This window comes from Streptomyces sp. Xyl84, assembly GCF_059731885.1.
In genome coordinates, this window is sequence record NZ_AP029182.1 from 626,955 (window position 1) to 651,412 (window position 24,458).

18 protein-coding genes and 1 riboswitch are annotated in these 24,458 nt (G+C 75.3%); of the genes, 5 read left to right on the forward strand and 13 right to left on the reverse strand.

The window, feature by feature from the left end:
* Positions 1–35: 35 nt before the first annotated feature.
* Genes AC6I72_RS02745 through AC6I72_RS02755 form a run of 3 tightly spaced genes read right to left on the reverse strand, consistent with a single transcriptional unit; the run spans position 36 to position 2,378 of the window.
* Positions 36–995, reverse strand: coding sequence for an ABC transporter substrate-binding protein (locus tag AC6I72_RS02745; protein WP_497999154.1), 960 nt, complete (start codon positions 993–995; stop codon positions 36–38).
* Positions 992–1,666, reverse strand: coding sequence for an ABC transporter permease (locus AC6I72_RS02750; RefSeq protein WP_497999156.1), 675 nt, complete (start codon positions 1,664–1,666; stop codon positions 992–994). The genes AC6I72_RS02745 and AC6I72_RS02750 overlap by 4 nt, the downstream gene beginning before the upstream one ends.
* Before the next feature lie 31 nt (positions 1,667–1,697).
* On the reverse strand, positions 1,698–2,378 hold the full coding sequence (locus tag AC6I72_RS02755) for an ABC transporter permease (RefSeq protein WP_497999158.1): 681 nt from the start codon (positions 2,376–2,378) through the stop codon (positions 1,698–1,700).
* A 392-nt stretch (positions 2,379–2,770) separates the two neighbouring features.
* Between AC6I72_RS02755 and AC6I72_RS02760 the strand changes: the two genes are divergently transcribed.
* The gene (locus AC6I72_RS02760; RefSeq protein ID WP_497999160.1) at positions 2,771–3,700 is read left to right on the forward strand and encodes an aminoglycoside phosphotransferase family protein; all 930 of its coding nucleotides are present in this window, start codon (positions 2,771–2,773) and stop codon (positions 3,698–3,700) included.
* Positions 3,701–3,707: 7 nt separating this feature from the next.
* Here the strand turns inward: AC6I72_RS02760 and AC6I72_RS02765 are convergent, their stop codons facing one another.
* The 6 genes from AC6I72_RS02765 to AC6I72_RS02790 all read right to left on the reverse strand — a co-directional run bounded on the left by AC6I72_RS02765 (position 3,708) and on the right by AC6I72_RS02790 (position 12,526).
* Positions 3,708–4,286, reverse strand: a complete 579-nt coding sequence (locus AC6I72_RS02765; protein ID WP_497999162.1) for a MarR family winged helix-turn-helix transcriptional regulator — start codon at positions 4,284–4,286, stop codon at positions 3,708–3,710.
* A gap of 127 nt (positions 4,287–4,413) precedes the next feature.
* Positions 4,414–4,671: a hypothetical protein gene (locus AC6I72_RS02770; protein WP_497999163.1), complete on the reverse strand. Its 258-nt coding sequence runs from the start codon at positions 4,669–4,671 to the stop codon at positions 4,414–4,416.
* A gap of 10 nt (positions 4,672–4,681) precedes the next feature.
* Positions 4,682–5,704 (reverse strand): SDR family oxidoreductase, encoded by a 1,023-nt coding sequence (locus AC6I72_RS02775; protein WP_497999164.1) that lies wholly within the window; start codon positions 5,702–5,704, stop codon positions 4,682–4,684.
* Positions 5,705–5,715: 11 nt separating this feature from the next.
* The gene (locus AC6I72_RS02780; protein ID WP_497999166.1) at positions 5,716–7,482 is read right to left on the reverse strand and encodes a glycoside hydrolase family 15 protein; all 1,767 of its coding nucleotides are present in this window, start codon (positions 7,480–7,482) and stop codon (positions 5,716–5,718) included.
* Positions 7,483–7,570: 88 nt separating this feature from the next.
* Positions 7,571–9,394 (reverse strand): thiamine pyrophosphate-requiring protein, encoded by a 1,824-nt coding sequence (locus tag AC6I72_RS02785; RefSeq protein WP_497999168.1) that lies wholly within the window; start codon positions 9,392–9,394, stop codon positions 7,571–7,573.
* A gap of 54 nt (positions 9,395–9,448) precedes the next feature.
* Positions 9,449–12,526, reverse strand: coding sequence for an FAD-binding and (Fe-S)-binding domain-containing protein (locus AC6I72_RS02790; protein ID WP_497999170.1), 3,078 nt, complete (start codon positions 12,524–12,526; stop codon positions 9,449–9,451).
* 469 nt (positions 12,527–12,995) lie between these two features.
* Between AC6I72_RS02790 and AC6I72_RS02795 the strand changes: the two genes are divergently transcribed.
* Entirely contained in the window at positions 12,996–13,133 is a 138-nt protein-coding gene (locus AC6I72_RS02795; protein WP_497999172.1) for a hypothetical protein, read from the forward strand.
* 107 nt (positions 13,134–13,240) lie between these two features.
* Here AC6I72_RS02795 and AC6I72_RS02800 read toward each other — a convergent pair whose 3' ends face one another.
* The 4 genes from AC6I72_RS02800 to cobN all read right to left on the reverse strand — a co-directional run bounded on the left by AC6I72_RS02800 (position 13,241) and on the right by cobN (position 20,695).
* Positions 13,241–14,302 (reverse strand): cytochrome c oxidase assembly protein, encoded by a 1,062-nt coding sequence (locus tag AC6I72_RS02800; RefSeq protein WP_497999173.1) that lies wholly within the window; start codon positions 14,300–14,302, stop codon positions 13,241–13,243.
* Between the two features lie 359 nt (positions 14,303–14,661).
* On the reverse strand, positions 14,662–15,816 hold the full coding sequence (locus AC6I72_RS02805; protein ID WP_497999175.1) for a winged helix DNA-binding domain-containing protein: 1,155 nt from the start codon (positions 15,814–15,816) through the stop codon (positions 14,662–14,664).
* A 194-nt stretch (positions 15,817–16,010) separates the two neighbouring features.
* Complete coding sequence (locus tag AC6I72_RS02810; RefSeq protein WP_497999177.1) at positions 16,011–16,736, reverse strand: FAD binding domain-containing protein; 726 nt, start codon at positions 16,734–16,736, stop codon at positions 16,011–16,013.
* Positions 16,737–17,068: 332 nt separating this feature from the next.
* Positions 17,069–20,695: a cobaltochelatase subunit CobN gene (cobN, locus tag AC6I72_RS02815; protein ID WP_497999179.1), complete on the reverse strand. Its 3,627-nt coding sequence runs from the start codon at positions 20,693–20,695 to the stop codon at positions 17,069–17,071.
* A gap of 72 nt (positions 20,696–20,767) precedes the next feature.
* Positions 20,768–20,903: riboswitch (cobalamin riboswitch) on the reverse strand.
* Positions 20,904–20,967: 64 nt separating this feature from the next.
* Between cobN and cobG the strand changes: the two genes are divergently transcribed.
* The 3 genes from cobG to AC6I72_RS02830 are packed head-to-tail and all read left to right on the forward strand — an operon-like array spanning position 20,968 to position 24,424.
* On the forward strand, positions 20,968–22,272 hold the full coding sequence (gene cobG / locus AC6I72_RS02820) for a precorrin-3B synthase (protein ID WP_497999180.1): 1,305 nt from the start codon (positions 20,968–20,970) through the stop codon (positions 22,270–22,272).
* Entirely contained in the window at positions 22,269–22,940 is a 672-nt protein-coding gene (locus tag AC6I72_RS02825; RefSeq protein WP_497999182.1) for a precorrin-8X methylmutase, read from the forward strand. The genes cobG and AC6I72_RS02825 overlap by 4 nt, the downstream gene beginning before the upstream one ends.
* Positions 22,937–24,424 (forward strand): precorrin-2 C(20)-methyltransferase, encoded by a 1,488-nt coding sequence (locus AC6I72_RS02830; protein WP_497999184.1) that lies wholly within the window; start codon positions 22,937–22,939, stop codon positions 24,422–24,424. The genes AC6I72_RS02825 and AC6I72_RS02830 overlap by 4 nt, the downstream gene beginning before the upstream one ends.
* Positions 24,425–24,458: the final 34 nt, after the last annotated feature.

Genomic DNA, 24,458 nt, shown 5'->3' on the forward strand with positions numbered 1-24,458 from the left:
GTCACGCCGGGCGCGTCGAGGACGTCCGCGCCGGGTCACTTCAGCAGGCCCTTCTCCTTCAGGTAGCCGCGGGCCACGTCGGAGGGCAGGCGGCGCCGGCTGTCGACCCGCTGGTTCAGCGCGGCGAGGTCGGCGGTGGTGAGGACGGCGTTGAGCCTGCCGAGCACCTCGGTCACCGCCCGGCCCCCGGCGCGGGCGCGGTTCACGACGGGGACGACGTAGTCGGCGTTCTGCAGGTGCTTGTCGTCGGCGAGGAGGACGAGACCGAAGGCGTCCAGGGTGGCGTCCGTGGTCGTGGTGAGCACCAGCTGGTCGCGGCCGCTCGCCACCGCCTGTTTCGCGGGGACGGTGCCGACGCCCTTGGGGTCGACGCCGGTGACGTCGATGCCGTACGTCTTCTTCAGGCCCGGTGCGCAGTACGGCCGCCGCACGCACTCGTCGCCCGCGGCGAGCCGCACCTTCAGGCCCGAGGCGCCGAGGTCGCCGAGGGTCTTCAGGCCGTGCGCGCGGGCGTAGGCGCGGCTCACCGCGAAGGCGTTCTGGTCGACGGCCCGGCCGGGGTCGAGGACGGCCAGGCCGCGGGGGGCGGCCAGCGCGCGCAGGGCCTTCATGGTGGCGGCGAGGTCGGGCGAGCCGGCCGGGGGCGCGTCGGCGCCGTGGGTCTTGGCGTTCAGCCAGTCCGCGAAGGTGGCCGCGTACTCCGGGACGACGTCGATCTGGCCGGACTCCAGGGCCGGTTCGTACAGCTCGCGGTTGGCGACGCTGATCAGGGACGTCGTGTACCCGGCCTGGTCCAGGAGCAGGGCGTACATCTGCGCGAGCAGGTCGCTCTCGGTGAAGCCGGCGGACCCGACGGTCAGGTGCCTGCTGTCGCCGGGCGGTGCGGTGACCCGGCCGCGGTTCTCCAGGGACGGGCCGGTGGCGCAGGCGGCGAGCGGGCCGAGCAGGAGCAGCAGGAGCAGCAGGGCCGGCGGGCGTACGGCGGGGGCTGTCACCGGGTGCCGCCCCGGCCGCGTCGGGGGGCCAGCCGCTCGGCGGCCTCGAAGGCGGCCTCGACGGCCAGCGCGAACGCGGCGACGAGGGCGGCGCCCGCCACCACCTGCGGTGTGTCGGCCAGGTTGAAGCCGGCCGTGATGATCCGGCCGAGGCCGCCGCCGTCGGCCAGGGCGGCGATGGTGGCGGTGGCGACGAGTTGCACGGCGGCGATCCGCACGCCGTTCAGGACCATCGGGAGCGCGAGGGGCAGTTCGACGCGCAGCAGGCTCTGGCCGCCGGTCATCCCCATGCCGCGCGCCGCCCGCACGACGTCGCGGTCCACCTCCCGCATGCCGACGTAGGCGTTGGTCAGCAGCGGTGGCACCGCGAACAGGACGAGGGCCACGACCGTGGGTCCCTCGCCCCACCGGCCGACCGGGGTGAGCAGCAGCAGGACGAGGACGGCGAAGGTGGGCACGGCGCGGCCGGCGTTGGAGATGTTGACGGCGAGGGCTCCACCCTTGCCGAGGTGGCCGAGGACGAGCGCGACCGGCAGGGCGATCAGGCAGCTGACGGCCAGGCAGACGACGGTGAGCAGCAGGTGCTGGAGCAGGCGGTGCGCGATGCCGTCCTCGCCCGTCCAGTGCGCGGGGTCGGTGAGCCATCCCCAGGCGTCGGTGAGCGTGCTCATGGGCGCGGGACCCCCTCCCCCGCCGCGCGGGTCACGGGCGCGCCGCCCGGGTCCATGGGGTGACCGCCCGCTGGACGCCGAGCAGGAGCAGGTCGGCGGCGACGGCGATCACCACGCACAGCACGGAGGCGGTGAGCACCTGGGCCTTGAAGTAGGTGTTCATGCCGGCGTAGATGAGGTTGCCGAGCCCGCCGAAGCCGACGATCGCGCCCACGGTGACCAGGGAGACCGCCGAGACGGTGGCGATGCGCAGTCCGGCCATGGCGGCGGGCAGGGCGAGCGGCAGTTCGACGGCGAGCAGCAGCCGGACGGGACCGTATCCCATGCCGCGGGCCGCCTGCCGGGTCTCCTCGGGCACCGCGCGCAGCCCGGCGAGGAGGTTGCGGACGAGCACGGTGAGCGAGTACAGCGCCAGGCCCGCGACGACGAGCGTGGCCGACAGCCCGTACAGGGGCAGGAGCAGGGAGAACATGGCCAGTGAGGGGATGGTGTAGAGGACGGTGGTGAGGGCCAGCACGGGGGCCGCCGTCCAGCGCAGGCGGCGGGCGAGCACGGCCAGCGGGAGAGCGACGACGAGCCCGATGAGCACGGCCAGGGCGGTCAGGCGCAGGTGCTGGAGCACGGCGTCGAGCAGCACGTGCCGCCGGGTGCTCAGGTAGGCACCGCAGATCCATTCGTTGCGCGCGAGGCAGTCGTCCGGGGGCGCGGTCACCCGTCCATTGCAGCGGGTGCCCCACGGGTCGGCTCGTCGGGATGACCCGTCCGGGGTGCCGCCGGGTACCCGGTGACCAGGAGCCCCGGCGGCGACGGCGGGTGCCGTTGCGGTGGCGGGAGGGGCTCTCGCTCGGCCCGGAGTGCGGAACGTCCACCGCTGTGACGGATCCTTCGGGGCCGGGCGGATGGGCTCAGCCGCGGGGCGCGGCCGGGCGGCGGGACCGTGAGGGGACGACGGTCCACAGAGCTGACGCAGCTGATGGAGCGTCAGGTGGTGCGTGCGCCGGCCGTGGACGCGGGGGGCCGCCCCGGCGTGAGGCCGCTGGTCCTGCGGTGCGGCACCGAAAACGTGTTGACCGCCGGGCGGCCGCTCTCGTTTGCTTGCCGACCATGTGCGCCGACACCGACACCCCCGCCCTGCACCCCGGCGAGCCGGTCCTCGACGTCCCGCGCGTGCGCCGGCTGCTCGCCGGGCAGTTCCCGCGCTGGGCCGGGCTCCCCCTCGCCCCGGTCGCCTCGGCCGGTACCTCCAACGTGATGTACCGGCTGGGCCAGGACATGGTGGTACGGCTCCCCCGGACCGCCGGTTCGGCCCTCGACGTGGCCAAGGAGCACACCTGGCTGCCCCGGCTGGCGCCCGCCCTGCCGGTGGCGGTCCCCGTACCGCTGGGCGCGGGCGCCGCGGCCGGCGGATTCCCGTGGCCGTGGTCCGTCTACCGGTGGCTGGAGGGGCGGCCGCCGGGGGACGACGACGGCGGCGACCCGGCCCGGCTCGCCGTGGACCTCGCGGGGTTCGTCACCGCCCTGCACCGGATCGACACGGCGGGCGGGCCGCCCTCCTACCGGAGCGAACCCCTCGCCGACCGGGACACGGACACCCGGGCGGCGCTGGCCGCGCTGCGCGGCGAGATCGACGCCGGCGCGGCGGCCGCCGTCTGGGAGGAGTCCCTGCGGGCTCCCGGGCCGGCCGGAGCGCCGGTGTGGATCCACGCCGACCTCCAGCCGGGGAACGTCCTGCTGTCCGGCGGCCGGCTCACCGCGGTGATCGACTTCGGCTGTCTGGGCCTCGGCGACCCCGCCGTCGACCTGATCGCCGCCTGGTACGTGGTGGCGGACGGGGCCCGCGACGTCTTCCGGGCGGCGGCCGGCGCCGACGCGGCGGCCTGGGCGCGCGGCCGCGGCTGGGCGCTGTCCACCGCCCTTCAGGAACTGCGCCACTACCGCGGCACCCATCCGTACATGGCCGCCGTCGCCCGCCGGGTCATCGGCGCGCTGACCCGCGATCACCGGGCCCGGCAGGCGGCCCGCCCGACCCGGTGAGCCGGGCTCACGTGTCCGGCGGGGCGGCCGGGTCCAGGGCGTCGTCCACGATGCCGCGGTCCCTGTGCGCGTCGTCGTAGGCGTCCACCGCCGTCTCCCCCGCCGCCTCCGTCAGGGCGTGCAGGGCGGGGACCAGCGCGGCGCGTTCCTGGGCGGGCAGCCGCTGCACCAGGCGGCGGATCTCGGCGCGGCGCTGGGCGAGGACCCGGGTGACCAGTTCGTGGCCGCCGCCGGTCAGGCTCAGCACGACCTCGCGCCGGTTGGCCGGGTTGGTCCTGCGGTCGACGAGGTCGAGCGCCTCCAGGCGTTCCACCATGCGCAGCGCGGTGGACGGGTTGACGCCGAGGGTGGCGGCGAGCACGACCAGCTTGACCGGTCCGCAGGTGTCCAGCACGACCAGGGCCCGCAGCTGGGGCAGGGTGAGCGAGTCCGCGGTGGACGCCAGGGCGCGGGCGGAGATCGCCACGAACAGCCGGGACGCGGCCATCACGGCCACGCTCAGCTCCTCGGCCTCACGGTCGAGCGCGGCCTGCCCGAAGCGGCCACCGGCTCGGGCCCGTCCCCGGTCGGTGTCACGCTGTGCCATGGTGTCCCCCTTCCGCCACTCCGCCCGGACGGGCGGAAACGATCAGGCGCGGAGCATCATTGCAGAGGACAACGGCGCCCGGCAGGGATTGTCCCAAGGTCCCGTCCCCTCGCGCACCGCCCTCGTGTCAGCGGGCCGGTCCGGGGGCCGGGGCGCCGCGCCCGGTGTCGAGCTGGTGTCTCAGCTCGTGCAGCAGGTCGGCCGGCAGCCGTCCCGACGTCGCCCATTCGACGACGAGTTCGGCCACGTGCTGCTCCTTGATGCGGGTGTGCGCGGCCATCGCGCGCAGTACGGCACGGGCCCGGCCGCGGGTCACCCCGCCCACGAGGGCCACGATGTCGGTCGCCTCGTCGAGGAGGTGGTGCGGGCGTTCGGTCAGGGTCATCGCGGTCTCCTCACGCGGCGTCGGGGCGGGCGCCCCTGCCCAGCGCCGCCCTCGCGGCCACGGCACCGACGGCGCCGACGGCGATCACGGAGGCGACGGCGGCGGGGTGGCGGGCCAGGGCGGCTTCCAGGGAGCGGCTGTGCGCGGAGCCGTCGAAGGCGCCGTGGGCGCCGCGGTCGTCGCCCCCGGGCCGGTCCAGCGGTTCGAAGAGGTTGCTCTCGCCGGTCGGCGGCACCTGGTCGGTCTGCTGGGAGTCGAAGCCGGTGCGGGCCAGGTAGCGGTCGAGGAGGGCGGGGGCGAGCCGGTTGGCCCAGACGGTGGCCACGGTGCTGGCGCCGATGTAGTACTGCTTGCGGCCGGGGTGGTCGGCGGCGTGCACGACCCCGCGGGCGGCGACCTCCGGCTGGTAGATCGGCGGCACCGGCTGGGGGTGCTTGGGCAGCCGGGAGCGGACCCAGGAGAACTGGGGGGTGTTGACGGCCGGCATCTGGGCGACGGTCACCCGGACCTTGCTGCCGCGGTGCAGGAGTTCGGTGCGCAGCGAGGAGGTGAAGCCGTTGATGGCGTGCTTGGCGCCGCAGTACGCCGACTGCAGCGGGATGGCCCGCTCCCCGAGCGCGGAGCCGACCTGCACGATGGTGCCGCGGTCGCGGGGCAGCATCCGCTTCAGCGCGGCCCGGGTGCCGTTCACGAAGCCCAGGTACGTCACCCGGGTCACCCGCTCGTACTCCTCGGCGGTGATCTCGTCGAACGGCGCGAAGACGCTGCTGAACGCGCAGTTGATCCATACGTCGACGGGACCGAAGGCCTCCTCGGCGGCGTCGGCGGCGGCTTCGACCTGCCCGGCGTCGGAGGTGTCGGTGACCTGGACGAGGGGCCGGCCGCCGAGCGCCTCGATCTCCTGGGCGGCGGCGTCCAGGCCGGCCCGGCCGCGGGCCAGCAGCACGACGTTGGCGCCGCGCCTGCCGTACAGGCGGGCGGTGGCGCGGCCGATGCCGGCGCTGGCACCGGTGATGACGACGGTCTGGGGCATGGGTGGGCTCCTTACCCGGCGGTGTGTGCCGGTGAACTCGGTTCCTCCGGGAGGCGGGCGGCGGCCTCCAGCAGCAGGGCGTGGACGAAGGCCTGGGGGAGGTTGCCGCGCAACTGCCGCTGGGCGACGTCGAACTCCTCCGCGTACAGTCCCGACGATCCGCAGGCGCCGCGGTTGCGTTCGAACCAGCGGTAGGCGTCGGTCTCGTTGCCCTGCTGGTGCTCGGCGAGCGCCATGGCGAACCCGCACAGCAGGAAGGCTCCCTCGGCCTCTTCCAGGGGCCGGTCGTCGTGCCGGAAGCGGTACATGAAGTGGTCCTGGGCGAGCTGGTCGCGGCAGGCGGCGAGGGTGGCGCGGGTGCGCGGGTCGTCGGCGGGCAGGGCGCCGCGCAGCGGGGGCAGCAGCAGCGCGGCGTCGGCCTTGGGGTCGCCGGGGGTGCGCTGCCAGTGGCCGTCGGGGTGGACGCTGGTGGCGGCGGTGTGGGCGAGCAGGGTGTCGGCGAGCCGGTCGCAGGTGCCGGTCCCCGCGGTGCGCGGTGCCGCCGCGGCCAGGGCGCGCAGCCCGGCGACGCAGGTGAGCCGGCTGTGGGTCCAGTGCTCGGGGTCCAGTTCCCAGATGCCGGCGTCGGGTTCCCGCCACCGTTCGGCGATCGCCCGGACCGCGACCTCGGCGGCCCGCCGCCCGTCGGCGTCGAGGCGGCCGGCGCGTTCGGCGGCCGCGAACAGCAGCAGCGCCTCGCCGAAGCAGTCCAGCTGGAACTGCTTCTCGACGTGGTTGCCGATCCGGCTGGAACCGCCGGGGTAGCCGGGCAGGTCCAGCTCGCGCTGGCCGGGGACCGGCCGGCCGTGCACGGTGTAGGCGGGGGCGAGGCCGGGGCCGTCCTCCAGCAGCCGTTCGCGCACGAACCGGACGGCGGCGTCCAGGAGTTCGGGGGCGCCCGCGGCGGCCGCCGCCTGCCCGGCCAGGCTCTGGTCGCGGATCCACACGTACCGGTAGTCGTAGTTGCGGCCCGCCTCGGCGCGTTCGGGCAGGCTGGTGGTGGCCGCGGCGACCATGCCGCCGCCGTGCGTGGTCAGCCCGCGCAGCAGGGCGTAGGCGCGGCGGGCGTCGCCCGGGGCGACGGTCCGGTCCAGGGCGGGCACGCTGCCGCGCCAGGCCTGTTCGGTGGCGGCCCAGGCGTGGCCGGCCCGGGGCGGGGTGCGGGGCAGCGGCGCGTCGGAGCATTCGAGGACCAGGTCGTGGCGCTCGCCGGGTGCCAGGACCAGGTCGGCGGTCAGGCCCTCGGCGCGGACGGTCGCCGCCGGGGCGCCCTGCCAGCGCAGCCGGTGGCGGCCGGAGTCGAGGTGCCAGACGCCGTCGTCGTCCCGGTGCGGGACGGCGGAGGGGGCGCGGCCGTAGTCGGCGTGCGCGTCGAGGACGACGCGCACGTGCGCGGTGCCGTCGACGGCCATCAAGCGGCGCAGCAGGACGAGGCGGTCCCGCTCGCCGGGGAAGGCGAGGGCCTCGCGGCACTCGATCACCCCGTCGGTGGTGATCCAGCGGCTGCGCCGGATCAGGGTGCCCTCCTCGTAGTAGCCGCCGGGCACGTACCGGCCGCGCGGGGTGACGGCGTAGACGCCCCGGCCGCCGATGAGGGAGGCGAAGACGGCGTCGTCGTGCCAGGTGGGCGCGCACAGCCAGTTGACCGCGCCGTCCTGGCCGATGAGGGCGCCGCGCTCGCCGTCGGCGAGCAGCGCGTAGTCGTGCAGCGCGTGCGGGGGGAAGGATGTGGTGCTCATGTCCGCGGGGCCTCACCGTGTGTCGCGGGGGTCTGCGCGGCGGGGGCGGGCACCGCGGCGCCCGCCCCCGCCGTCACCGGACCGTGCCTCACCGGCCCTCCTCGGCGCCCGGCCGGTCCGAGCGGTGCCGGCCGCCGGGCAGGAACTCCTGCACCTTGGCCTTGAAGCCCTGGCGGACCATGCCGGCGCGGTCGCTGTCGCCCTTGAGGACGGAGGTCGCGGCGGCCTCGATCTGGTCGAGGGTGGCGTGCGGCGGGATGGGCGGCACGGCCGGGTCGGTGACGAAGTCCAGTACGCAGGGCTTGTCGCTCCTGAGCGCCGTCTCCCAGGCGCCGCGGACGCCGTCCGGTTCCTCGATCCGCATGCCGTTCAGGCCCAGCGAGCGGGCGAAGTCGGCGTAGGCGACGTCGGGGATCGACTGGGAGGGCAGGAACTGGGGGGCGCCGGCCATGGCGCGCATCTCCCAGGTGACCTGGTTGAGGTCCTGGTTGTTGAGGACGGCGATGATCAGGCGCGGGTCCTGCCACTCCTGCCAGTACTTGGCGATGGTGATCAGCTCGGCCATGCCGTTCATCTGCATGGCGCCGTCGCCGACCAGGGCGATCGCCGGGCGGTCGCCGTGCGCGAACTTGGCGCCGATGACGTACGGCACTCCGGGGCCCATGGTGGCGAGGGTGCCGGAGAGCGAACCGCGCATGGCGCCGCGCAGCTTGAGGTGGCGGGCGTACCAGTTGGCGGCGGAGCCGGAGTCGGAGGCGAGGATGACGTCGTCGGGCAGCAGGTCGCTCAGGGCGTGCGCGACGTACTCGGGGTTGATGGGTTCGGCGTCGACGGCGGCCCGCCGCTGCATCACCTCCCACCACCGCGCGACGTCCTTCTCGATGGTCTTGCGCCAGCTCTTGTTCTTGTTCGTCTTGAGCAGCGGCAGCAGCCGGGTCAGCGTCTCGCGGGCGTCGCCCACGAGGTTCACCTCGAACGGGTAGCGCAGGCCGACCATGTGCGGGTCGATGTCGATCTGCACGGCCCGCGCCTGCCCGAACTCCGGCATGAACTGGGTGTACGGGAAGGAGGAGCCGATGACGAGCAGCGTGTCGCAGTTCTCCATCATCTCGTACGACGGCCTGGTGCCGAGCAGGCCGATCGACCCGGTGACGTAGGGCAGCTCGTCGTCCAGCACGTCCTTGCCGAGCAGCGCCTTGGCGACGCCGGCGTTGAGCCGGTCGGCCACCGCCATGACCTCCTGCCGGGCCCCGCGCGCGCCCTGCCCGACGAGGATCGCGACCTTCTCGCCCGCGTTGATCACCTCGGCCGCGCGGGTGAGGTCCTCGTCGGAGGGGACCGGCGCGTAGTGCGGCATGCCGAGGCTGGAGGGGACCATCTTGAAGGCGTGCTCGGGCGGCGAGTAGTCGAGTTCCTGCACGTCGGCGGGGATGACCACGGCGCACACCGAGCGGCGGGCCATGGCGGTGCGCATCGCCCGGTCCAGCACGTTGGGCAGCTGCTCGGGGACGGTGACCATCTCGCAGAAGTCGGAGGCCACGTCCTTGTACAGGCTCAGCAGGTCGACCTCCTGCTGGTAGGAGCCGCCCATGGCGCTGCGGTTGGTCTGGCCGACGATCGCGACGACCGGGACGTGGTCGAGCTTGGCGTCGTAGAGGCCGTTGAGCAGGTGGATGGCGCCGGGGCCGGAGGTGGCCGCGCACACGCCGACCTTGCCGGAGAACTTGGCGTAGCCGACGGCCTCGAACGCGGCCATCTCCTCGTGCCGGGCCTGGATGAACCGGGGGTTGTCGTCGGCCCGGCCCCAGGCGGCGAGCAGCCCGTTGATGCCGTCGCCGGGGTAGGCGAAGACATACTCCACACCCCAGTCGCGCAGACGCTCGAGGAGGTGGTCGGAGACTTTCTTCGACATGTGCGGAAAACCTTTCCGGAGGGTGCGTTCTCAGGGCTCGGTCAGGGCGCCGGGTCAGGGGCGGCGCAGGGAGCGGACGGCTGTCCGGCCGGCCGCGGTGACGGCCGCCGCAGTCAGGGCCGCGACGCCCGCGGTGGCCGCCCACCGGGCCGCGCGGGACGGTTCGGCGGGCCGGGTGGCCAGCCGTTCGGGCTGCTCCTGGGGCAGGTTCCCGTCCAGGCCGAGGGCAAGCACCTCGGCCAGGTGCAGGGCGCGGCGGCCGGTGCCGCCCTGTTCGATCTGGGTGCGGCAGCTGAAGCCGTCGGCGAGGACCAGGCTGTCGGGGGCGGCCGCGCGGACGGCGGGCAGGACGCCCTGTTCCGCGACGGCCATGGAGACCTCGTGGTGGCCGCGTTCGAAACCGAAGTTGCCGGCCAGGCCGCAGCAGCCCTCGTCCAGGACGTCGGCGTCGAGGTGGGCGCGGCGCATGAGTTCCCGGTCCGCGTCGAACTTCATGATCGCGTGCTGGTGGCAGTGGGTCTGCACGGTGGCCTGCCGGGCCAGCTTCGGCGGCTGCCAGCCGTCGGGGGCGTGGTGCACCAGGTGCTCGGCGAAGGTGCGCACCTGCCCGGCCAGCCGCTTGACGTCCAGGTCGGCCGGCATCAGCTCGGTCGCGTCGGAGCGGAAGACGGCCGTGCAGGAGGGTTCCAGGCCGATGATCGGCGTGCTCGCGTCCAGGTAGGGGCGCAGCACGTCGAGGGAGCGGCGCAGCACCTTCTTGGCGGTGTCGAGCTGTCCGGTGGAGATCCAGGTGAGGCCGCAGCACACCGGTTCGGTGGGGACGGCGACCTTGAAGCCCGCGTCGCGCAGCACCCGTACGGCCGAGATCGCGATGGAGGGGTGGAAGTAGGTGCTGAAGGTGTCGGGCCACAGCACCACGGTCCGCGGGTCGGCGGGGTCGGGTTCCTCGGCGTCCTGCTCCCGCCACCACTCGAGGAAGGACTGCCGGGCGAACACGGGGGCCTGCCGCTCCTCGGCCACCCCGGCCAGCGCCTTGCCCGCCCGGGACAGGCCGGGCGCGTGCAGGAGCGTGTTGACCAGGGAGGGGGCGAGGCGGGAGAGACGGGCCCACAGCGGCAGCCAGCCCATGGAGTAGTGGGCGGGCGGACGCAGCCTGCCCTCGTAGTGGTGGGAGAGGAACTCGGCCTTGTAGGTGGCCATGTCGACATTGACCGGGCAGTCCGACTTGCAGCCCTTGCAGGCCAGGCAGAGGTCGAGCGCGTCCTTGACCTCGGTGGAGCGCCAGCCGTCGGTGACCGTGGAGTCCGCGTGGCCGTCGAGCATCTCGAACAGCAGCCGGGCCCGGCCCCGGGTGGAGTGCTCCTCCTCCCAGGTGGCGCGGTAGGAGGGGCACATCACGCCGCCCTCGTGGCTGCGGCAGTTGCCGATGCCGACGCAGCGCATCACCGCCCGGGTGAAGGAGTGGTCGTCCTCCGGGTAGCCGAAGCGCGTCTCGGGTGTGGCCGGCCGCCAGTCGGCGCCGAGGCGGAGCCGGCTGTCGACGGGGTTCGGGCCGACGATCTTTCCGGGGTTCATCCGGTTGCCCGGGTCGAACAGCCTCTTCAGCTCGCCGAACGCGGTCACCAGGCGCGGCCCGAACATCCGTACCAGCAGCTCGCCCCGGGACTGGCCGTCGCCGTGCTCGCCCGACAGCGACCCGCCGTAGGAGGAGACGAGGTCGGCGGCGCGCTCCAGGAAGCGCCGGAAGTCGGCGACGCCCTCGGCCGTCTTCAGCCCGAAGGGGATCCGGGTGTGCACACAGCCCTGACCGAAGTGCCCGTACAGCGAGGGGTGGTCGTAGTCGAACTCCTCGAACAGCTTCTTCAGGTCGCGCAGGTAGTCGCCGAGGCGCTCGGGCGGCACGGCGGAGTCCTCCCAGCCCTCCCAGGTCTCCCGGTCGTCCGGGGGCCGCGCGGTCACGCCGAGCCCGGCCTCGCGGGCCTTGAGCATCTCCTGCTCGCGTTCCGGGTCGTCGGAGAAGGCCACGTCCGGGTCCTTCTCGCCCCGGCCGAGGGCGCGCAGCAGAGCGTGCGCCTGCTCGTCGACTGCCTCCTGGCTGTCCCCGCTGAACTGCACCAGCAGCCAGCTGTCGCCCTTCGGCAGGACCCGCAGGGAGTCGAGGTAGGCGCCCTCCTCGCGCATCAGCTGCGCCATCCGCCCGTCCAGGGCCTCCAGCTGGCTGGGCGAGCAGTGTTCGAGCAGCCGGGAGACGTCGTCCCCGGCCTGGCAGATGTCCTCGTAGCCGAGGACCAGGATCGACTGGTACGGCGGCACCGGCACCAGTTCCAGTTCGGCCCGCAGGACCGTCACCAGGGTGCCCTCGCTGCCGACCAGCGCGCGGGCGACGTCGAAGCCGTTCTCGGGCAGCAGCGAGTCGAGGTTGTAGCCGGAGACCCGGCGCGGGATCTTCGGGTAGCCGCGCCGGATGTCGGCCAGGTACTCGGTGGCGATGCGGTCGAGGCCGGCGTAGATCTCGGCCTTGCGGCCGCCCTCGGCGGCGATCCGGGCCCGCTCGGCCTCGGAGGTGGGACCCACCCACGTCCGCAGGCCGTCATAGGTGAGGATCTCCAGCCGGCGCACGTTGTCGACGGTCTTGCCGTACGCCTGCGCGGACGCGCCGCACGAGTTGTTGCCGATCATGCCGCCGAGCGCGCAGTGACTGTGGGTGGAGGGCTTGGGGCCGAACTGGAGACGGTGGTCGGAAAGGCGCCGGTTCAGCTCGTCCAGGACGATGCCGGGTTCGACCACGCAGGTGCGGGCGTCGGGGTCGACGGAGATCAGCGCGTGGCAGTACTTGGTCCAGTCAATGACGACGGCGGTGTTCGTGGACTGCCCGGCCAGGCTGGTGCCGCCGCCGCGGGAGAGGACCGGGGCGCCGAACCGGGCGCACACCGCGACCGCCTCCGCGCCCGCCTCCACGGTGCGGGGCACCACCACGCCGAGCGGCACCTGGCGGTAGTTGGAGCCGTCCGTGACGTACGCGCCTCTGCTCCCGGCGTCGAACCGGACCTCGGCGTCCACGGACTCGCGCAGCGCCGCCTCCAGGGCGGCGACGTCCACCGCGGGGGCGTCGAGCGGGGGTGTACGACTCATCAGCGGCAACCGCCTTCCTGGACCGTGCGAGGCGTCCCCGGCGACCCGGGCCTGCCGGCTCCGTGGCCGGTCGCCGGCCCTGCCGGGGCGGCGGGCCCGTGCCGCCGACGCTCCCCCGGGTACCCGCCCTTGCAGTGTGCAAGGGTGCCTTTTCCGGCGCGCGCCGGACCGGGGGCGCCGGACGCCTTCACGCACCTTGCGCGGGCGGGGCGTACGCCCCCCGCACGCACGCGGCGCCGCGCGCCGGCCCGGGCGGAAGCCACCGCGCCGGACCGGCGGGCCGGGCCCACCGGCGACGCGGCCCACCGGCCGGCGCTGGGCCGATCGGGTGAGGGGGCGGGGCGGGAGCGGCACGAGGACGGGAGCGGCACGAGGACGGGAGCGGCACGAGGACGGGAGCGGCACGAGGACGGGAGCGGCACGAGGGCGACGGCTTGTGCGGGCGCCGGGCGGGGAGCGGCGCGCGAACGTGCCGAGAGAGGGTGCCGCCGGGAAGGAGGCGGAGATCGTCGGCACCCTCGTCACCGCGCTCGACGCCCTCGGCCGCCCTCGGCGCTCGGCGACGGCGCCCCACGTCGCGGGGTCCGGCTGCTACAGGCTTTCGTGAACGGGGTCACCGCGGTGGCCGGGTCGTACGACGGCTCCGCGGCGGTGCGGCCGCGCGGTCCGTCCGCCTCACGGCCGCGGTGGCGTCACCCGGGGGGCCGTGACGGCTCAGCGGTCCCCGTGCTGGCGGCGGATCCGGTCGGCCACCTCGTTGTGCTCGGTCTCCCACCAGGGGCGCACCCGCTCGGGCGCGGGCGGTTCGGCCGGGCGCGGCGCCGGAGCACCGTCCACCGAGCCGGCGGCCGAGGCGCCCGCCGTCGCGAGTGCCGTGCCCCGCTCCTCGTCCAGGCGCCGGTCGAGTGCCGCGTTCTGGAGGCGTTCGGCGCGGGCCCACTGCGCGAGGACGGCCAGCAGGAAGGGCAGCGCGACCAGTTCCGCGATGCTGAGCATGGCCCCGCCGCCGATCTGCTGGTCGTGGCGGACGTCGGGGGCCCAGGCGGGAGCGTGGTGGAGGTACCAGGCGCCGGCGATCAGCGTGCCGTGGGTCATCACCACGACGCCCGGCACCGCGTCGACGAGGCCGTCCAGGAAGACGAGCGCGGCGCGGACCGGGTGCGTGCACCAGGCGGGCAGGGTCTGCTCCCGGGTGAGCACCGGAACGACGAACAGGCACCCGGCGGCCAGCAGGTGCAGGTACATCAGCTGGTGCAGCCAGCCCACCCGCAGTGCGGTGGCGAAGTACGGCGTGAAGTAGACGACCAGCTCGGTGGTGAGCACCAGCGCCGTGCTGACCAGCGGAAAGGTCAGCACGCGCACGACCCGGCCGGTGACGGCCCGCCGGACCCGGGCCGCCCGCTCCCCGGGCAGTGCCTCGACGGCGAGCCGCAGCGGGTCACCGAGGGCGAGACCGAGCGGCGCGAGCAGGTCGAGCAGGACGTTCTGCACGGCGGCCGGCCAGAACAGGACGTGGTCGTAGACGGCCAGCGCCGACATCGTGGCCACCACCAGCGCGCCTAGCCCGAGCAGCACGAACGCGGCGAGCCGGGCCACCGGCCAGGACCCGCCCCGCCGGCGCAGCCGCAGCACGCCCCACCCGTAGAGTCCGCCGAGGACGGCCACCAGGACCAGGGCGGGCACGTCCGGCTGCCACGAGGTGAGCAGCCTGCCCACCGTCGGCTCCGCCAGGTGCCCCGTCGGCAGCGACGTGCCGGTCATCGCGTCCGCCGTCATGCGTATCGGTCTCCTTCGCCCACCGGGGGACGAGTCGGTACAGGTCCCCCGGGACGGTAGCGCCCCGCGCCCCCGGGTCCGGCGGCGGGGTGCCGCCGGACCCGGGGGCGCGCGGCCGGTGCGGAGCCGCGGGGCGCCGCGCCGGTGTGACGTTCTCGCCGCCGAAGGGGGCGGGGGGCGGCCGTCCGCGGCGAAGGACCAGCCGCATCGCGCGCTCGCGGCGAGGGGCGCGCAGGCGCCGGCAGGGCGACGGGACTGCCGTGGGCGCGTCACCGGTCAGGTCGGAGGCGTTCATTCATGACATGAACGAAACGGAGCGCGGCGGGGAGCGCGGGAGCCGGGGCGCGGCGGGGCCGTACTCAGGCGGGCCGGGGCGGGACGCGTCGCACCTGGGCGGCCGGGGGCAGTTTCGCCCACCAGTGGTCGTACCGGCCGTACACCCGCGCCTCGCGGGCGGCCAGCAGGTCCAGGAGGGAGCGGGCCTCGGCCTCCAGCGCCTCCCAGGCCGCCGCGGGGAGTGCGTGGAAGGCCTTCATCTCGACGGCCCCGCCGTCCGCCGTACGCCACACGCCGGCCACCCGGCCGTCCACCAGCAGGGTCGGCAGCACGTCGCCGTTGACGCGGATCACGTGCGGGCGGTAGGCCGGGGGGATCACCCGGCTGCGATCGGCGTGGGCGAGCAGGACGCTGTCCCACATCGCCATCAGGCGGGGCGGTGCGGGAGTGTCCGCGGGCGGGCGCGGAGCGCCGGGAAGGTCGAACAGGACGGTGCCCCCTGGGCCCCGGAGTTCCTCGACGGCGCCGTCGAGCGAGCGGAGCGCCTGCCGGACGAAGGACCGGCCCACCAGGGCGAACCGGGCCATGTCGGCCACCGAGGCCGGGCCGAATCCCGCCAGGTGGCGCAGGAGCAGCGTGCGCAGCGCCTCCTGGTCGGGCTCCTTGCCCATGGGCCCGGGCTCCGGCTGGGCGGCCACGTAGGAGGCGGGGTCGCCGAAGGACCAGGGCGCGCCGGTGACCGCGTGCAGCAGCGGCGCGTACCCCTTCATCCCCCACCACGCACCCTTCTTCCGTTCACCGCCGAGCCGCTGTCCGAGCCACGCCTCCAGCTCGCCCGCGGTACGCGGCTGTTCGGCGTACCGCAGCAGGTGGGGCAGGAGTTCCCCGGCGTCCGCCGGGGTGAGCCCGGCCGCCGCGAAACGGGCGCCGAGCCGGGAGGCGTACAGCGTCGGTTCCAGGGCCCTGCGGAACACCGGGCGGTCCTCGGCGTGGACGGCGTGCAGGGTGACGCGCATCAGGGTGGCCTTGACCACCGTACGGCCGGTGAAGGCGGCGTCCAGCGACTCCGGACGGAACCCGTCGAGCCGGTTCCACAGGGCGACGTACGGCGAGGCGGCGTGCTGGGCCTGCAGCGCGACCACCCGGCGTACGGCCTCGGGCACCTCCAACGGCTCCCGGCGCAGCAGCAGTTGGCGGGCGAGCGTGGCCCGGTTGAGGTCCCCCGTGGTCAGCGTCACGGGGGTGATTCTGCCCGGCCGCCCATCCTGGCCGCCATCGCGCGGTCACGCCGGACGGGACGGCTGGACTGCGAGTCGGCGAGACGGCGAGACGGCGGCAAAGAGGTCCCCGGGCCCGGCCGGTCGCACCGGACAAGCCACACGCCGTCCGTCACACCGGCCGTCCGTCACACCCCGCCCGTCGGCCCCTCCGGTCACGCCCCCTCGGCTGCGGCGAGGAGGTCCGTGGTCTGGCCGCGGACCTCCTCCCAGGCGGCGGCGGACAGGTCCCCGAAGGCGGTGGTCGTCCGCAGCGCGTCGAGCGCGGGCGCGGCGCCTGCGTCGCACACGACGCTGTCGTCGCGTACGTCGTAGCCGTCGCGGACGGCGACGTGGAGACGACGGCCTCCCCCCGCCTCGGCGTGCAGGGCCGACGCGACGACCAGGGGCGGCGGTCCGCCCGCCTCGCCCGGCAGTTTGCGGTACGCACCGGCGAGCGGGGTACGCCAGTGGAGGCTGAGGAGGAGGGGCCCCTTGGCCGTGACCTCGGCCAGGCCGGCCTCCCGGACGCCCTCCGCGTCCAGCACCGTGGCGCGGGCCCGCAGGACGAGGGCGGCGGGCAGCAGGCAGCGCAGCGAGCTGCCCACGAGGTTGCCGCCGACGGTGGCCGTCCGGCGCACGGCCCCGGTGCCGACGGTCGCTGCGGCCCGGCGCAGCACCTCCGGGACCCGTTCGTCGATCCGGTGCAGCACCACCGCGGCGCCCAGTGTCTCCGGACCGATGACGTTGGCCTCGGGCAACTCCCGCAGGGACATGGCCTGTTCGGGGAACCCGTCCCGTTGCCAGGTGGCCCACACCAAGGTCGCCCCGCCTATCGGGACGGCCCCCTCGGCCACGCAGCGCCGCGCTTCGGACACGGATGTGGGCAGAAGCAAGAGCACCGCGGCCGACCTGCCTTCCTGGAATTGGGGTGCCGGGCGGCCGGGCCCTCGGTCGACCGCCCGTCCGGCACGGCGCATTCTTGCCGCGCGGACGGGGGGCGCGTACAGGGCTCACACGAGCATGCCGGGCGCCGCACCGTCCCCGGCCTGGTGCCCTCGCGCCTCACCGCCCCGCCTGCCCACGTTGCCGGTGGTCCCCGAGGGACCTCCGGAGCGGTCCTCGACCAGGCCGGGCACTTTGTACGTGCACGGGCCCCGGAGGAGCACGGTCACCGGCGCGGGCGGGGCGGGCGTACCGCCGTCGGTCCGCCCCGCCGCAGCCGCGGGCCGGGTCAGTCCTCGCCCTCCAGGTGTCCCTCCGTCTCCAGGTACACCTGCCGCAACTGCTCCAGCACGGCCGGGTCGGGTTTCGCCCACATCCCCCGCGACTCGGCCTCCAGGAGCCGTTCGGCGATGCCGTGCAGCGCCCAGGGGTTGGCCTGGCTCAGGAACTCGCGGTTGACCGGGTCCAGGACGTAGGCCTCGGTGAGCCGGTCGTACATCCAGTCGGCGATCACGCCGGTCGTGGCGTCGTAGCCGAACAGGTAGTCCACCGTGGCGGCGAGTTCGAAGGCGCCCTTGTAGCCGTGGCGGCGCATCGCCTCGATCCACTTGGGGTTGACGACGCGGGCCCGGAAGACCCGGGAGGTCTCCTCGGTCAGGGTGCGGGTGCGGACCGTCTCGGGGCGGGTGGAGTCGCCGATGTACGCCTCGGGGGCGGTGCCGCGCAGGGCGCGGACGGCGGCGACCATGCCGCCGTGGTACTGGAAGTAGTCGTCGGAGTCGGCGATGTCGTGCTCACGGGTGTCGGTGTTCTTCGCCGCCACCGTGATGCGCCGGTAGGCCGTCTCCATCTCCTCGCGGGCCGGGCGGCCCTCCAGGCCGCGGCCGTAGGCGTAGCCGCCCCATACCGTGTAGACCTCGGCCAGGTCGGCGTCCGTGCGCCAGTCGCGCGAGTCGATGAGCTGGAGCAGGCCGGCTCCGTAGGTGCCGGGCCGGGAGCCGAAGATGCGGGTGGTGGCGCGGCGTTCGTCGCCGTGGGCCGCCAGGTCGGCCCGGACGTGCGCCCGGACGTGGTTGGCCGCGTCCGGTTCGTCCAGGCTCGCGGCCAGCCGTACGGCGTCGTCGAGGAGAGCGACGGTGTGCGGGAAGGCGTCGCGGAAGAAGCCCGAGATGCGCAGGGTGACGTCGATGCGGGGACGGCCCAGCTCCTCGGCGGGGACGGGTTCCAGGCCGGTGACGCGGCGGGAGGCCTCGTCCCAGACCGGCCGGACGCCCAGCAGGGCCAGCGCCTCGGCCACGTCGTCGCCCGCGGTGCGCATCGCGCTGGTGCCCCACAGGGACAGGCCGACCGAGGCGGGCCACTCGCCGTTGTCGGTGCGGTAGCGCTCCAGGAGGGAGTCGGCGAGGGCCTGGCCGGTCTCCCAGGCGAGGCGGGAGGGGATGGCCCTCGGGTCGACGGAGTAGAAGTTGCGGCCGGTCGGCAGGACGTTGACCAGGCCGCGCAGCGGGGACCCGGAGGGGCCCGCCGGGACGGAGCCGCCGGCCAGCGCGTGCAGGACGTGGTCGATCTCGGCGGTGGTCCCGGCGAGGCGGGGCACGACCTCGCGGGCGGCGAACTCCAGGACGGCCCTGACCTGTTCGCCGTGGGAGGCGGGGACGGCTGAGGGGTCCCAGCCGGCGTCCTCCATCGCCTGGACCAGGGCGCGGGCCTGTTCCTCCGCCGCGTCCGCGGCCGTCCGGGTGGGGGCGGACTCGTCCAGGCCCAGGGCCTCGCGCAGCCCGGGCAGGCTGGTCGTGCCGCCCCAGATCTGCCGGGCGCGCAGCACGGCGAGGACGAGGTCGACCCGCTGGGGGCCCTGCGGGGCCGCGCCCAGCACATGCAGGCCGTCGCGGATCTGGGCGTCCTTGACCTCGCAGAGCCAGCCGTCGACGTGCAGCAGGAAGTCGTCGAAGCCGTCGTCGTCCGGGCGGTCCTCGAGGCCGAGGTCGTGGTCGAGCCGGGCGGCCTGGATGAGAGTCCAGATCTGGGCGCGGATCGCCGGGAGCTTGGCCGGGTCCATGGCGGCGATCTGGGCGTGTTCGTCGAGGAGTTGTTCCAGGCGGGCGATGTCGCCGTAGGAGTCGGCGCGGGCCATCGGCGGGACCAGGTGGTCGACGAGGGTGGCGTGGGCGCGGCGCTTGGCCTGGGTGCCCTCGCCGGGGTCGTTGACCAGGAAGGGGTAGATGAGCGGGAGGTCGCCGAGGGCCGCGTCGGGTCCGCAGGACGCCGACAGTCCGGCGTTCTTGCCGGGCAGCCACTCCAGGTTGCCGTGCTTGCCGAGGTGGATCATCGCGTCGGCGCCGAAGCCGCCCTCGTCCCGGGCGGCGGCGATCCAGCGGTAGGCGGCGAGGTAGTGGTGCGAGGGCGGCAGGTCCGGGTCGTGGTAGATGGCGACGGGGTTCTCGCCGAAGCCGCGCGGCGGCTGGATGAGGATGAGCACGTTGCCGAAGCGCAGGGCCGCGAGGACGATGTCGCCCTCCGGGTTGCGGCTGCGGTCGACGAACATCTCGCCGGGTGCCGGGCCCCAGTGCTCCTCCACGGCGGTGCGCAGTTCCCCGGGGAGGGCGGCGTACCAGCGGCGGTAGTCGGCGGCCGGGATGCGCACCGGGTTGCGGGCCAGCTGTTCCTCGGTGAGCCAGTCCTGGTCGTGGCCGCCGGCCTCGATGAGCGCGCGGATCAGTTCGTCGCCGTCGCCGGAGGCCAGCCCGGGGACGTCGCCGTCCCCGAGGTCGTAGCCGTCCGCGCGCAGGCGGCGCAGGAGGGCCACCGCGCTGGCGGGGGTGTCCAGGCCGACCGCGTTGCCGATGCGGGAGTGCTTGGTGGGGTAGGCGGACAGGACCAGGGCGAGGCGCTTGTCGGCGGGCTGGATGTGACGCAGCCGGGCGTGGCGTACGGCGATCCCGGCGACGCGGGCGGCGCGCTCGGGGTCGGCGACGTAGGAGGGCAGGCCGTCGGCGTCGATCTCCTTGAAGGAGAAGGGGACGGTGATCAGCCGGCCGTCGAACTCGGGGACGGCGATCTGGCCGGCCGCGTCCAGCGGGGAGACGCCCTCGTCGTTCTCCTCCCAGGCGGAACGTGCGCCGGTCAGGCACAGGGCCTGCAGGACCGGTACGTCCAGGGCGGCGAGCGCGCCCGCGTCCCAGGACTCGTCGTCGCCGCCGGCGGAGGCGGTGGCGGGCCTGGTGCCGCCGGCGGCCAGCACGGTGGTGACGACGGCGTCGGCGGCGCGCAGTTCCTCGATCAGTTCCGGTTCGGGGGCGCGCAGGGAGGCGACGTACAGGGGCAGGGGCCGCCCGCCCGCCTGTTCGACGGCGTCGCACAGCGCGTGCACGAACGCGGTGTTGCCGCTCATGTGGTGGGCGCGGTAGTAGAGCACGGCGACGGTCGGGCCGTCCGCGGGCGGGGTGCTCTCCCGGGGCAGCGGTCCCCAGCTCGGGGCGGGCGCGGGCGCGTCGAACCCGTACCCGGTGAGCAGGACGGTGTCGGAGAGGAAGCGGGCGAGGTGCTCCAGGTTGGCGGGGCCGCCGTGGGCGAGGTAGGCGTGGGCCTCCGCGGCGATGCCGACGGGTACGTTGGAGGCGGCCATCAGCTGGGCGTCGGGCGCCTGTTCGCCGGTGAGGACGACGACCGGGCGGCCGTCGGCGAGCAGCAGGTCGAGGCCGTCCTGCCAGGCGCGGACGCCGCCGAGCAGGCGTACGACGAAGAGGTCGGCCTGCGCCATGAGGGCCGGGAGGTCGGCCAGGGCCAGGCGGGCCGGGTTGGCGAAGCGGTACGTGACGGGACCGCCCGCGGCCCGCGCGCTGAGCAGGTCGGTGTCGGAGGTCGACAGGAGCAGGATCCGCGGGGACGGCGGCTGGTCTCCGGCTGGGTGCGGCATACGGCGTCCTGCCTTCCTCGGGGTGTCCACGCCCCGGGTGGTGTCGGAATGGGGGTCTCCGCTGCTCGGGCGGGCCGAGAGCCGGAGAAAGGGAGTTCCTGACTCACCCGGTTCCTTCGGGAACCGGGCTCACAGTGGCGGGACCGCGCCGGAGTCGCACCGGGCTTCCTCCCCTGTCGCCGTCGTGGCGATGACGGACCGGATGATCCGCCGAGAAGCATAGTAGGGGCCGTCGCAGCAGGGCAGGACATGTGTGCGATGTGATGGTAGGTATGCTCGCCGCCATGTCCTCGGCTGCCCTCCCCCCGCCGTCCCGGCCCGCACCGGCCGGGCGCGACCGTGACGACGCGTGCCCGGGAACGCTGCGGCTGCACGCGGCGGACGACGGCGCGGTGGCCCGTGTGCGGATCCCCGGCGGTGTGCTGAGCGTGCGGCAGGCCGAGGCGCTGGCCGAGGCGGCGGGCCGCCTGGGCGACGGCGACCTCCACCTGACCTCGCGCGGCAACGTGCAACTGCGGGCCCTGCGCGAGGAGGACGGCCCGGCCCTGGCCGAACTGCTGGACGAGGCGGGTCTGCTCCCCTCCCGCGGCCACGAGCGGGTGCGCAACGTCGTCGCCTCCCCGCTGTCCGGTCTGGACGCGAACGGCCTGCGGGACGTGCGCCCGTGGCTGTCCGGCCTGGACGCGCTGCTGTGCGCCGGTGAGCCCGCGCGGGCGCTGTCGGGGCGGTTCCTGTTCGCCCTCGACGACGGCCGCGGCGACGTGGCCTCGCTCGGCGCCGACGTGACGGTACGGGCCCTCCCCGGCGAGGGCGCGCAGCTCGCCCTCGGAACGGCGGGCGAGGCGCTGGGCCTGTCCGCCGGGGACGTGCCCCGGGCGATGGTGGCGGCCGCCGAGACGGTCGTGGCGGCGGCGCGGGAGCGGGGGACGCGGGCCTGGCGGGTGAGTGACGTACCGCTGCCCGCGGACGCCCTGCTGCGCCTGGTCGCCGGCCGTCTGACCGCCGAAGGCCTGGCGTGCGCGCCGCAGCCGCGCACGACCGCGCACCGCCCGGGCCCGCCGCCCGGGCCCGCCGGCCGTGCCCTGTCGGTGCACGTCCCGCTCGGCCGGCTGACGCCGCCGCAGTGGCGGGAGCTGACCCGGACCGCCGCCCGCACCGGCGGGGAACTGCGTCTGACGCCGTGGCGCGGGGTCGTCGTCCCCGTACCGCAGGAGGCGGCGCGGCACGCGGCACTGGAGGCGCTCGCCGCCACCGGACTGGTCACCGGCCCCGGTTCGGCCTGGCCGCGGGTGGGCGCCTGCGTCGGACGGCCCGGCTGCGCCAAGTCGCACGCCGATGTGCGGGCGGACGCGACCGCCGCCCTCGGTGCGCTCGGCCCGGGCGGCCTGCCCGTGTACTGGTCCGGCTGCGAACGCCGCTGCGGGCGGCCCGCAGCCGACCACGTCGACCTGGTCGCGGCCGAGGGCGGCGGCTACCGGCTCTCGCTCGCCTCCTCCTCGCCGTCGCCGCACACCCGTACCGTCCTCCTCGACGCCCCCTCCCGACTCGCCGCCGCCCTGGCGGCGTTCACCTCATGATCCGTACGACCCCCGAGAGCAGCGAGAAGAACACCGTGACGCCCTACGACTACGAGAAGGACGGCGCCGCGATCTACCGCCAGTCCTTCGCCACCATCCGCGCGGAGGCGGACCTCGCGGGTCTGCCCGCCGACGTCAGCCAGGTGACGGTCCGGATGATCCACGCCTGCGGGATGGTCGACCTCGTCCGCGACCTCGTGTACACGCCCGCCGTGGTGGCCCGTGCGCGCGAGGCCCTGCGGGGCGGGGCACCCGTCCTGTGCGACGTGCAGATGGTGGCCAGCGGTGTCACCCGCAAGCGGCTGCCCGCCGGCAACGAGGTGCTGTGCACCCTCTCCGACCCGGCCGTCCCCGGGCTGGCGCAGAAGCTGGGCACCACGCGCAGCGCCGCTGCCATGGAGCTGTGGCGGGACCGGCTGGAGGGTTCCGTGGTCGCCGTCGGCAACGCGCCCACCGCCCTGTTCCGTCTCCTCGAGATGATCGAGGAGGGCGCGGGCCGGCCCGCCGCCGTCATCGGTGTGCCCGTCGGGTTCGTGGGGGCCGCCGAGTCCAAGGACGCGCTGGCCGCTCACCCCTCGGGGCTGGAGCACCTGGTGGTGCGCGGACGGCGGGGCGGCAGCGCCCTGGCCGCCGCCGCGCTCAACGCGATCGCGAGTGAGGCGGAATGAGCGGGCGGCTGTACGGGGTGGGGCTCGGCCCCGGTGACCCGTCCCTGATGACCCTCCGGGCGGTGGAGGTCATCGCCGGGGCGGACGTGATCGCGTACCACAGCGCACGCCACGGGCGGTCCATCGCCCGCTCGATCGCGGGCCGGCACATCCGCGCCGACCACGTCGAGGAGGCGCTGGTCTACCCGGTCACCACGGAGACCACCGACCACCCCGGCGGGTACCGGGGCGCTCTGGAGGAGTTCTACGAGCAGGCGTCGGCGCGGCTGGCCGCGCATCTCGACGCCGGCCGCAGCGTCGCGGTCCTCGCCGAGGGCGACCCGCTCTTCTACGGCTCCTACATGCACCTGCACAAGCGGCTCGCCGACCGCTACGAGACGGAGGTGGTCCCCGGGGTCACCTCCGTGTCGGCCGCCGCGGCCCGCCTGGGCGCCCCGCTCGTGGAGGGCGAGGAGGTGCTGACCGTCCTTCCCGGCACCCTGCCCGAGGAGGAGCTGACGGCACGGCTGGCGGCGACGGACTCGGCGGTCGTCATGAAGCTGGGCCGTACGTTCCCCAAGGTGCGCGGCGCCCTGGAGGCTTCGGGCCGGCTGGCGGAGGCCCGGTACGTCGAGCGGGCCACGATGCCCGGAGAGCGGGTCGGCGCGCTGGCGGACGTGGACGCCGGGTCGGTGCCGTACTTCTCGGTGGCCGTGCTGCCCAGCCGCGTCGACGCCGAACGCCCGGCGCGGGAGCGGGGCGAGGTCGTCGTGGTCGGCACGGGTCCGGCCGGTCCGCAGTGGCTGACTCCCGAGACGCGGGGTGCGCTGGCCGCGGCCGACGACCTGGTCGGCTACACCACCTACCTGGACCGGGTGCCCGAGCGCCCCGGCCAGGTCCGGCACGGTTCGGACAACCGGGTGGAGGCCGAGCGCGCGGAGTTCGCCCTGCAACTGGCCCGGCGCGGGCGCCGGGTTGCCGTCGTGTCCGGCGGCGACCCCGGGGTCTTCGCGATGGCCACCGCCGTCCTGGAGGCCGCCTCGCAGCCCGCTTACGCCGATGTGGCGGTGCGGGTGCTGCCGGGCGTGACCGCCGCCAACGCCGCCGCCGCCCGGGCCGGCGCCCCCCTCGGCCACGACTACGCCACGCTCTCCCTCTCCGACCGGCTCAAGCCCTGGGAGGTCATCGCCGCACGGCTGCGCGCGGCGGCCTCGGCGGACCTGGTGCTGGCCCTGTACAACCCGGGCTCGCGCAGCCGCACCTGGCAGGTGGCCAAGGCCCGGGAGGTGCTGCTGGAGCACCGGGCCCCGGACACGCCCGTGGTGGTGGCCCGGGACGTGGGCGGCCCCGGCGAGCGGGTGCGGATCGTGCGGCTCGCCGGCCTGGACCCGGCCGAGGTCGACATGCGCACGATCCTGCTGGTCGGCTCGTCCCAGACCCAGGTGGTCCGGCGGGGCGACGGCCAGGAGATCGTCTGGACACCCCGCCGGTACCCGGAGGCGTGAACGGGGGCGCGGGGCCGGAGGGCGCACGCCGTGG

Excerpts from the sequence above, each read along its gene's own strand:
- AC6I72_RS02750 (WP_497999156.1), bottom strand. The coding sequence starts at position 1,666 with ATGAGCACGCTCACCGACGCCTGGGGATGGCTCACCGACCCCGCGCAC.
- AC6I72_RS02760 (WP_497999160.1), top strand. The coding sequence starts at position 2,771 with ATGTGCGCCGACACCGACACCCCCGCCCTGCACCCCGGCGAGCCGGTC.
- AC6I72_RS02765 (WP_497999162.1), bottom strand. The coding sequence starts at position 4,286 with ATGGCACAGCGTGACACCGACCGGGGACGGGCCCGAGCCGGTGGCCGC.
- AC6I72_RS02770 (WP_497999163.1), bottom strand. The coding sequence starts at position 4,671 with ATGACCCTGACCGAACGCCCGCACCACCTCCTCGACGAGGCGACCGAC.
- AC6I72_RS02775 (WP_497999164.1), bottom strand. The coding sequence starts at position 5,704 with ATGCCCCAGACCGTCGTCATCACCGGTGCCAGCGCCGGCATCGGCCGC.
- AC6I72_RS02780 (WP_497999166.1), bottom strand. The coding sequence starts at position 7,482 with ATGAGCACCACATCCTTCCCCCCGCACGCGCTGCACGACTACGCGCTG.
- AC6I72_RS02785 (WP_497999168.1), bottom strand. The coding sequence starts at position 9,394 with ATGTCGAAGAAAGTCTCCGACCACCTCCTCGAGCGTCTGCGCGACTGG.
- AC6I72_RS02790 (WP_497999170.1), bottom strand. The coding sequence starts at position 12,526 with ATGAGTCGTACACCCCCGCTCGACGCCCCCGCGGTGGACGTCGCCGCC.
- AC6I72_RS02800 (WP_497999173.1), bottom strand. The coding sequence starts at position 14,302 with ATGACGGCGGACGCGATGACCGGCACGTCGCTGCCGACGGGGCACCTG.
- cobN (WP_497999179.1), bottom strand. The coding sequence starts at position 20,695 with ATGCCGCACCCAGCCGGAGACCAGCCGCCGTCCCCGCGGATCCTGCTC.
- cobG (WP_497999180.1), top strand. The coding sequence starts at position 20,968 with ATGCTCGCCGCCATGTCCTCGGCTGCCCTCCCCCCGCCGTCCCGGCCC.
- AC6I72_RS02825 (WP_497999182.1), top strand. The coding sequence starts at position 22,269 with ATGATCCGTACGACCCCCGAGAGCAGCGAGAAGAACACCGTGACGCCC.
- AC6I72_RS02830 (WP_497999184.1), top strand. The coding sequence starts at position 22,937 with ATGAGCGGGCGGCTGTACGGGGTGGGGCTCGGCCCCGGTGACCCGTCC.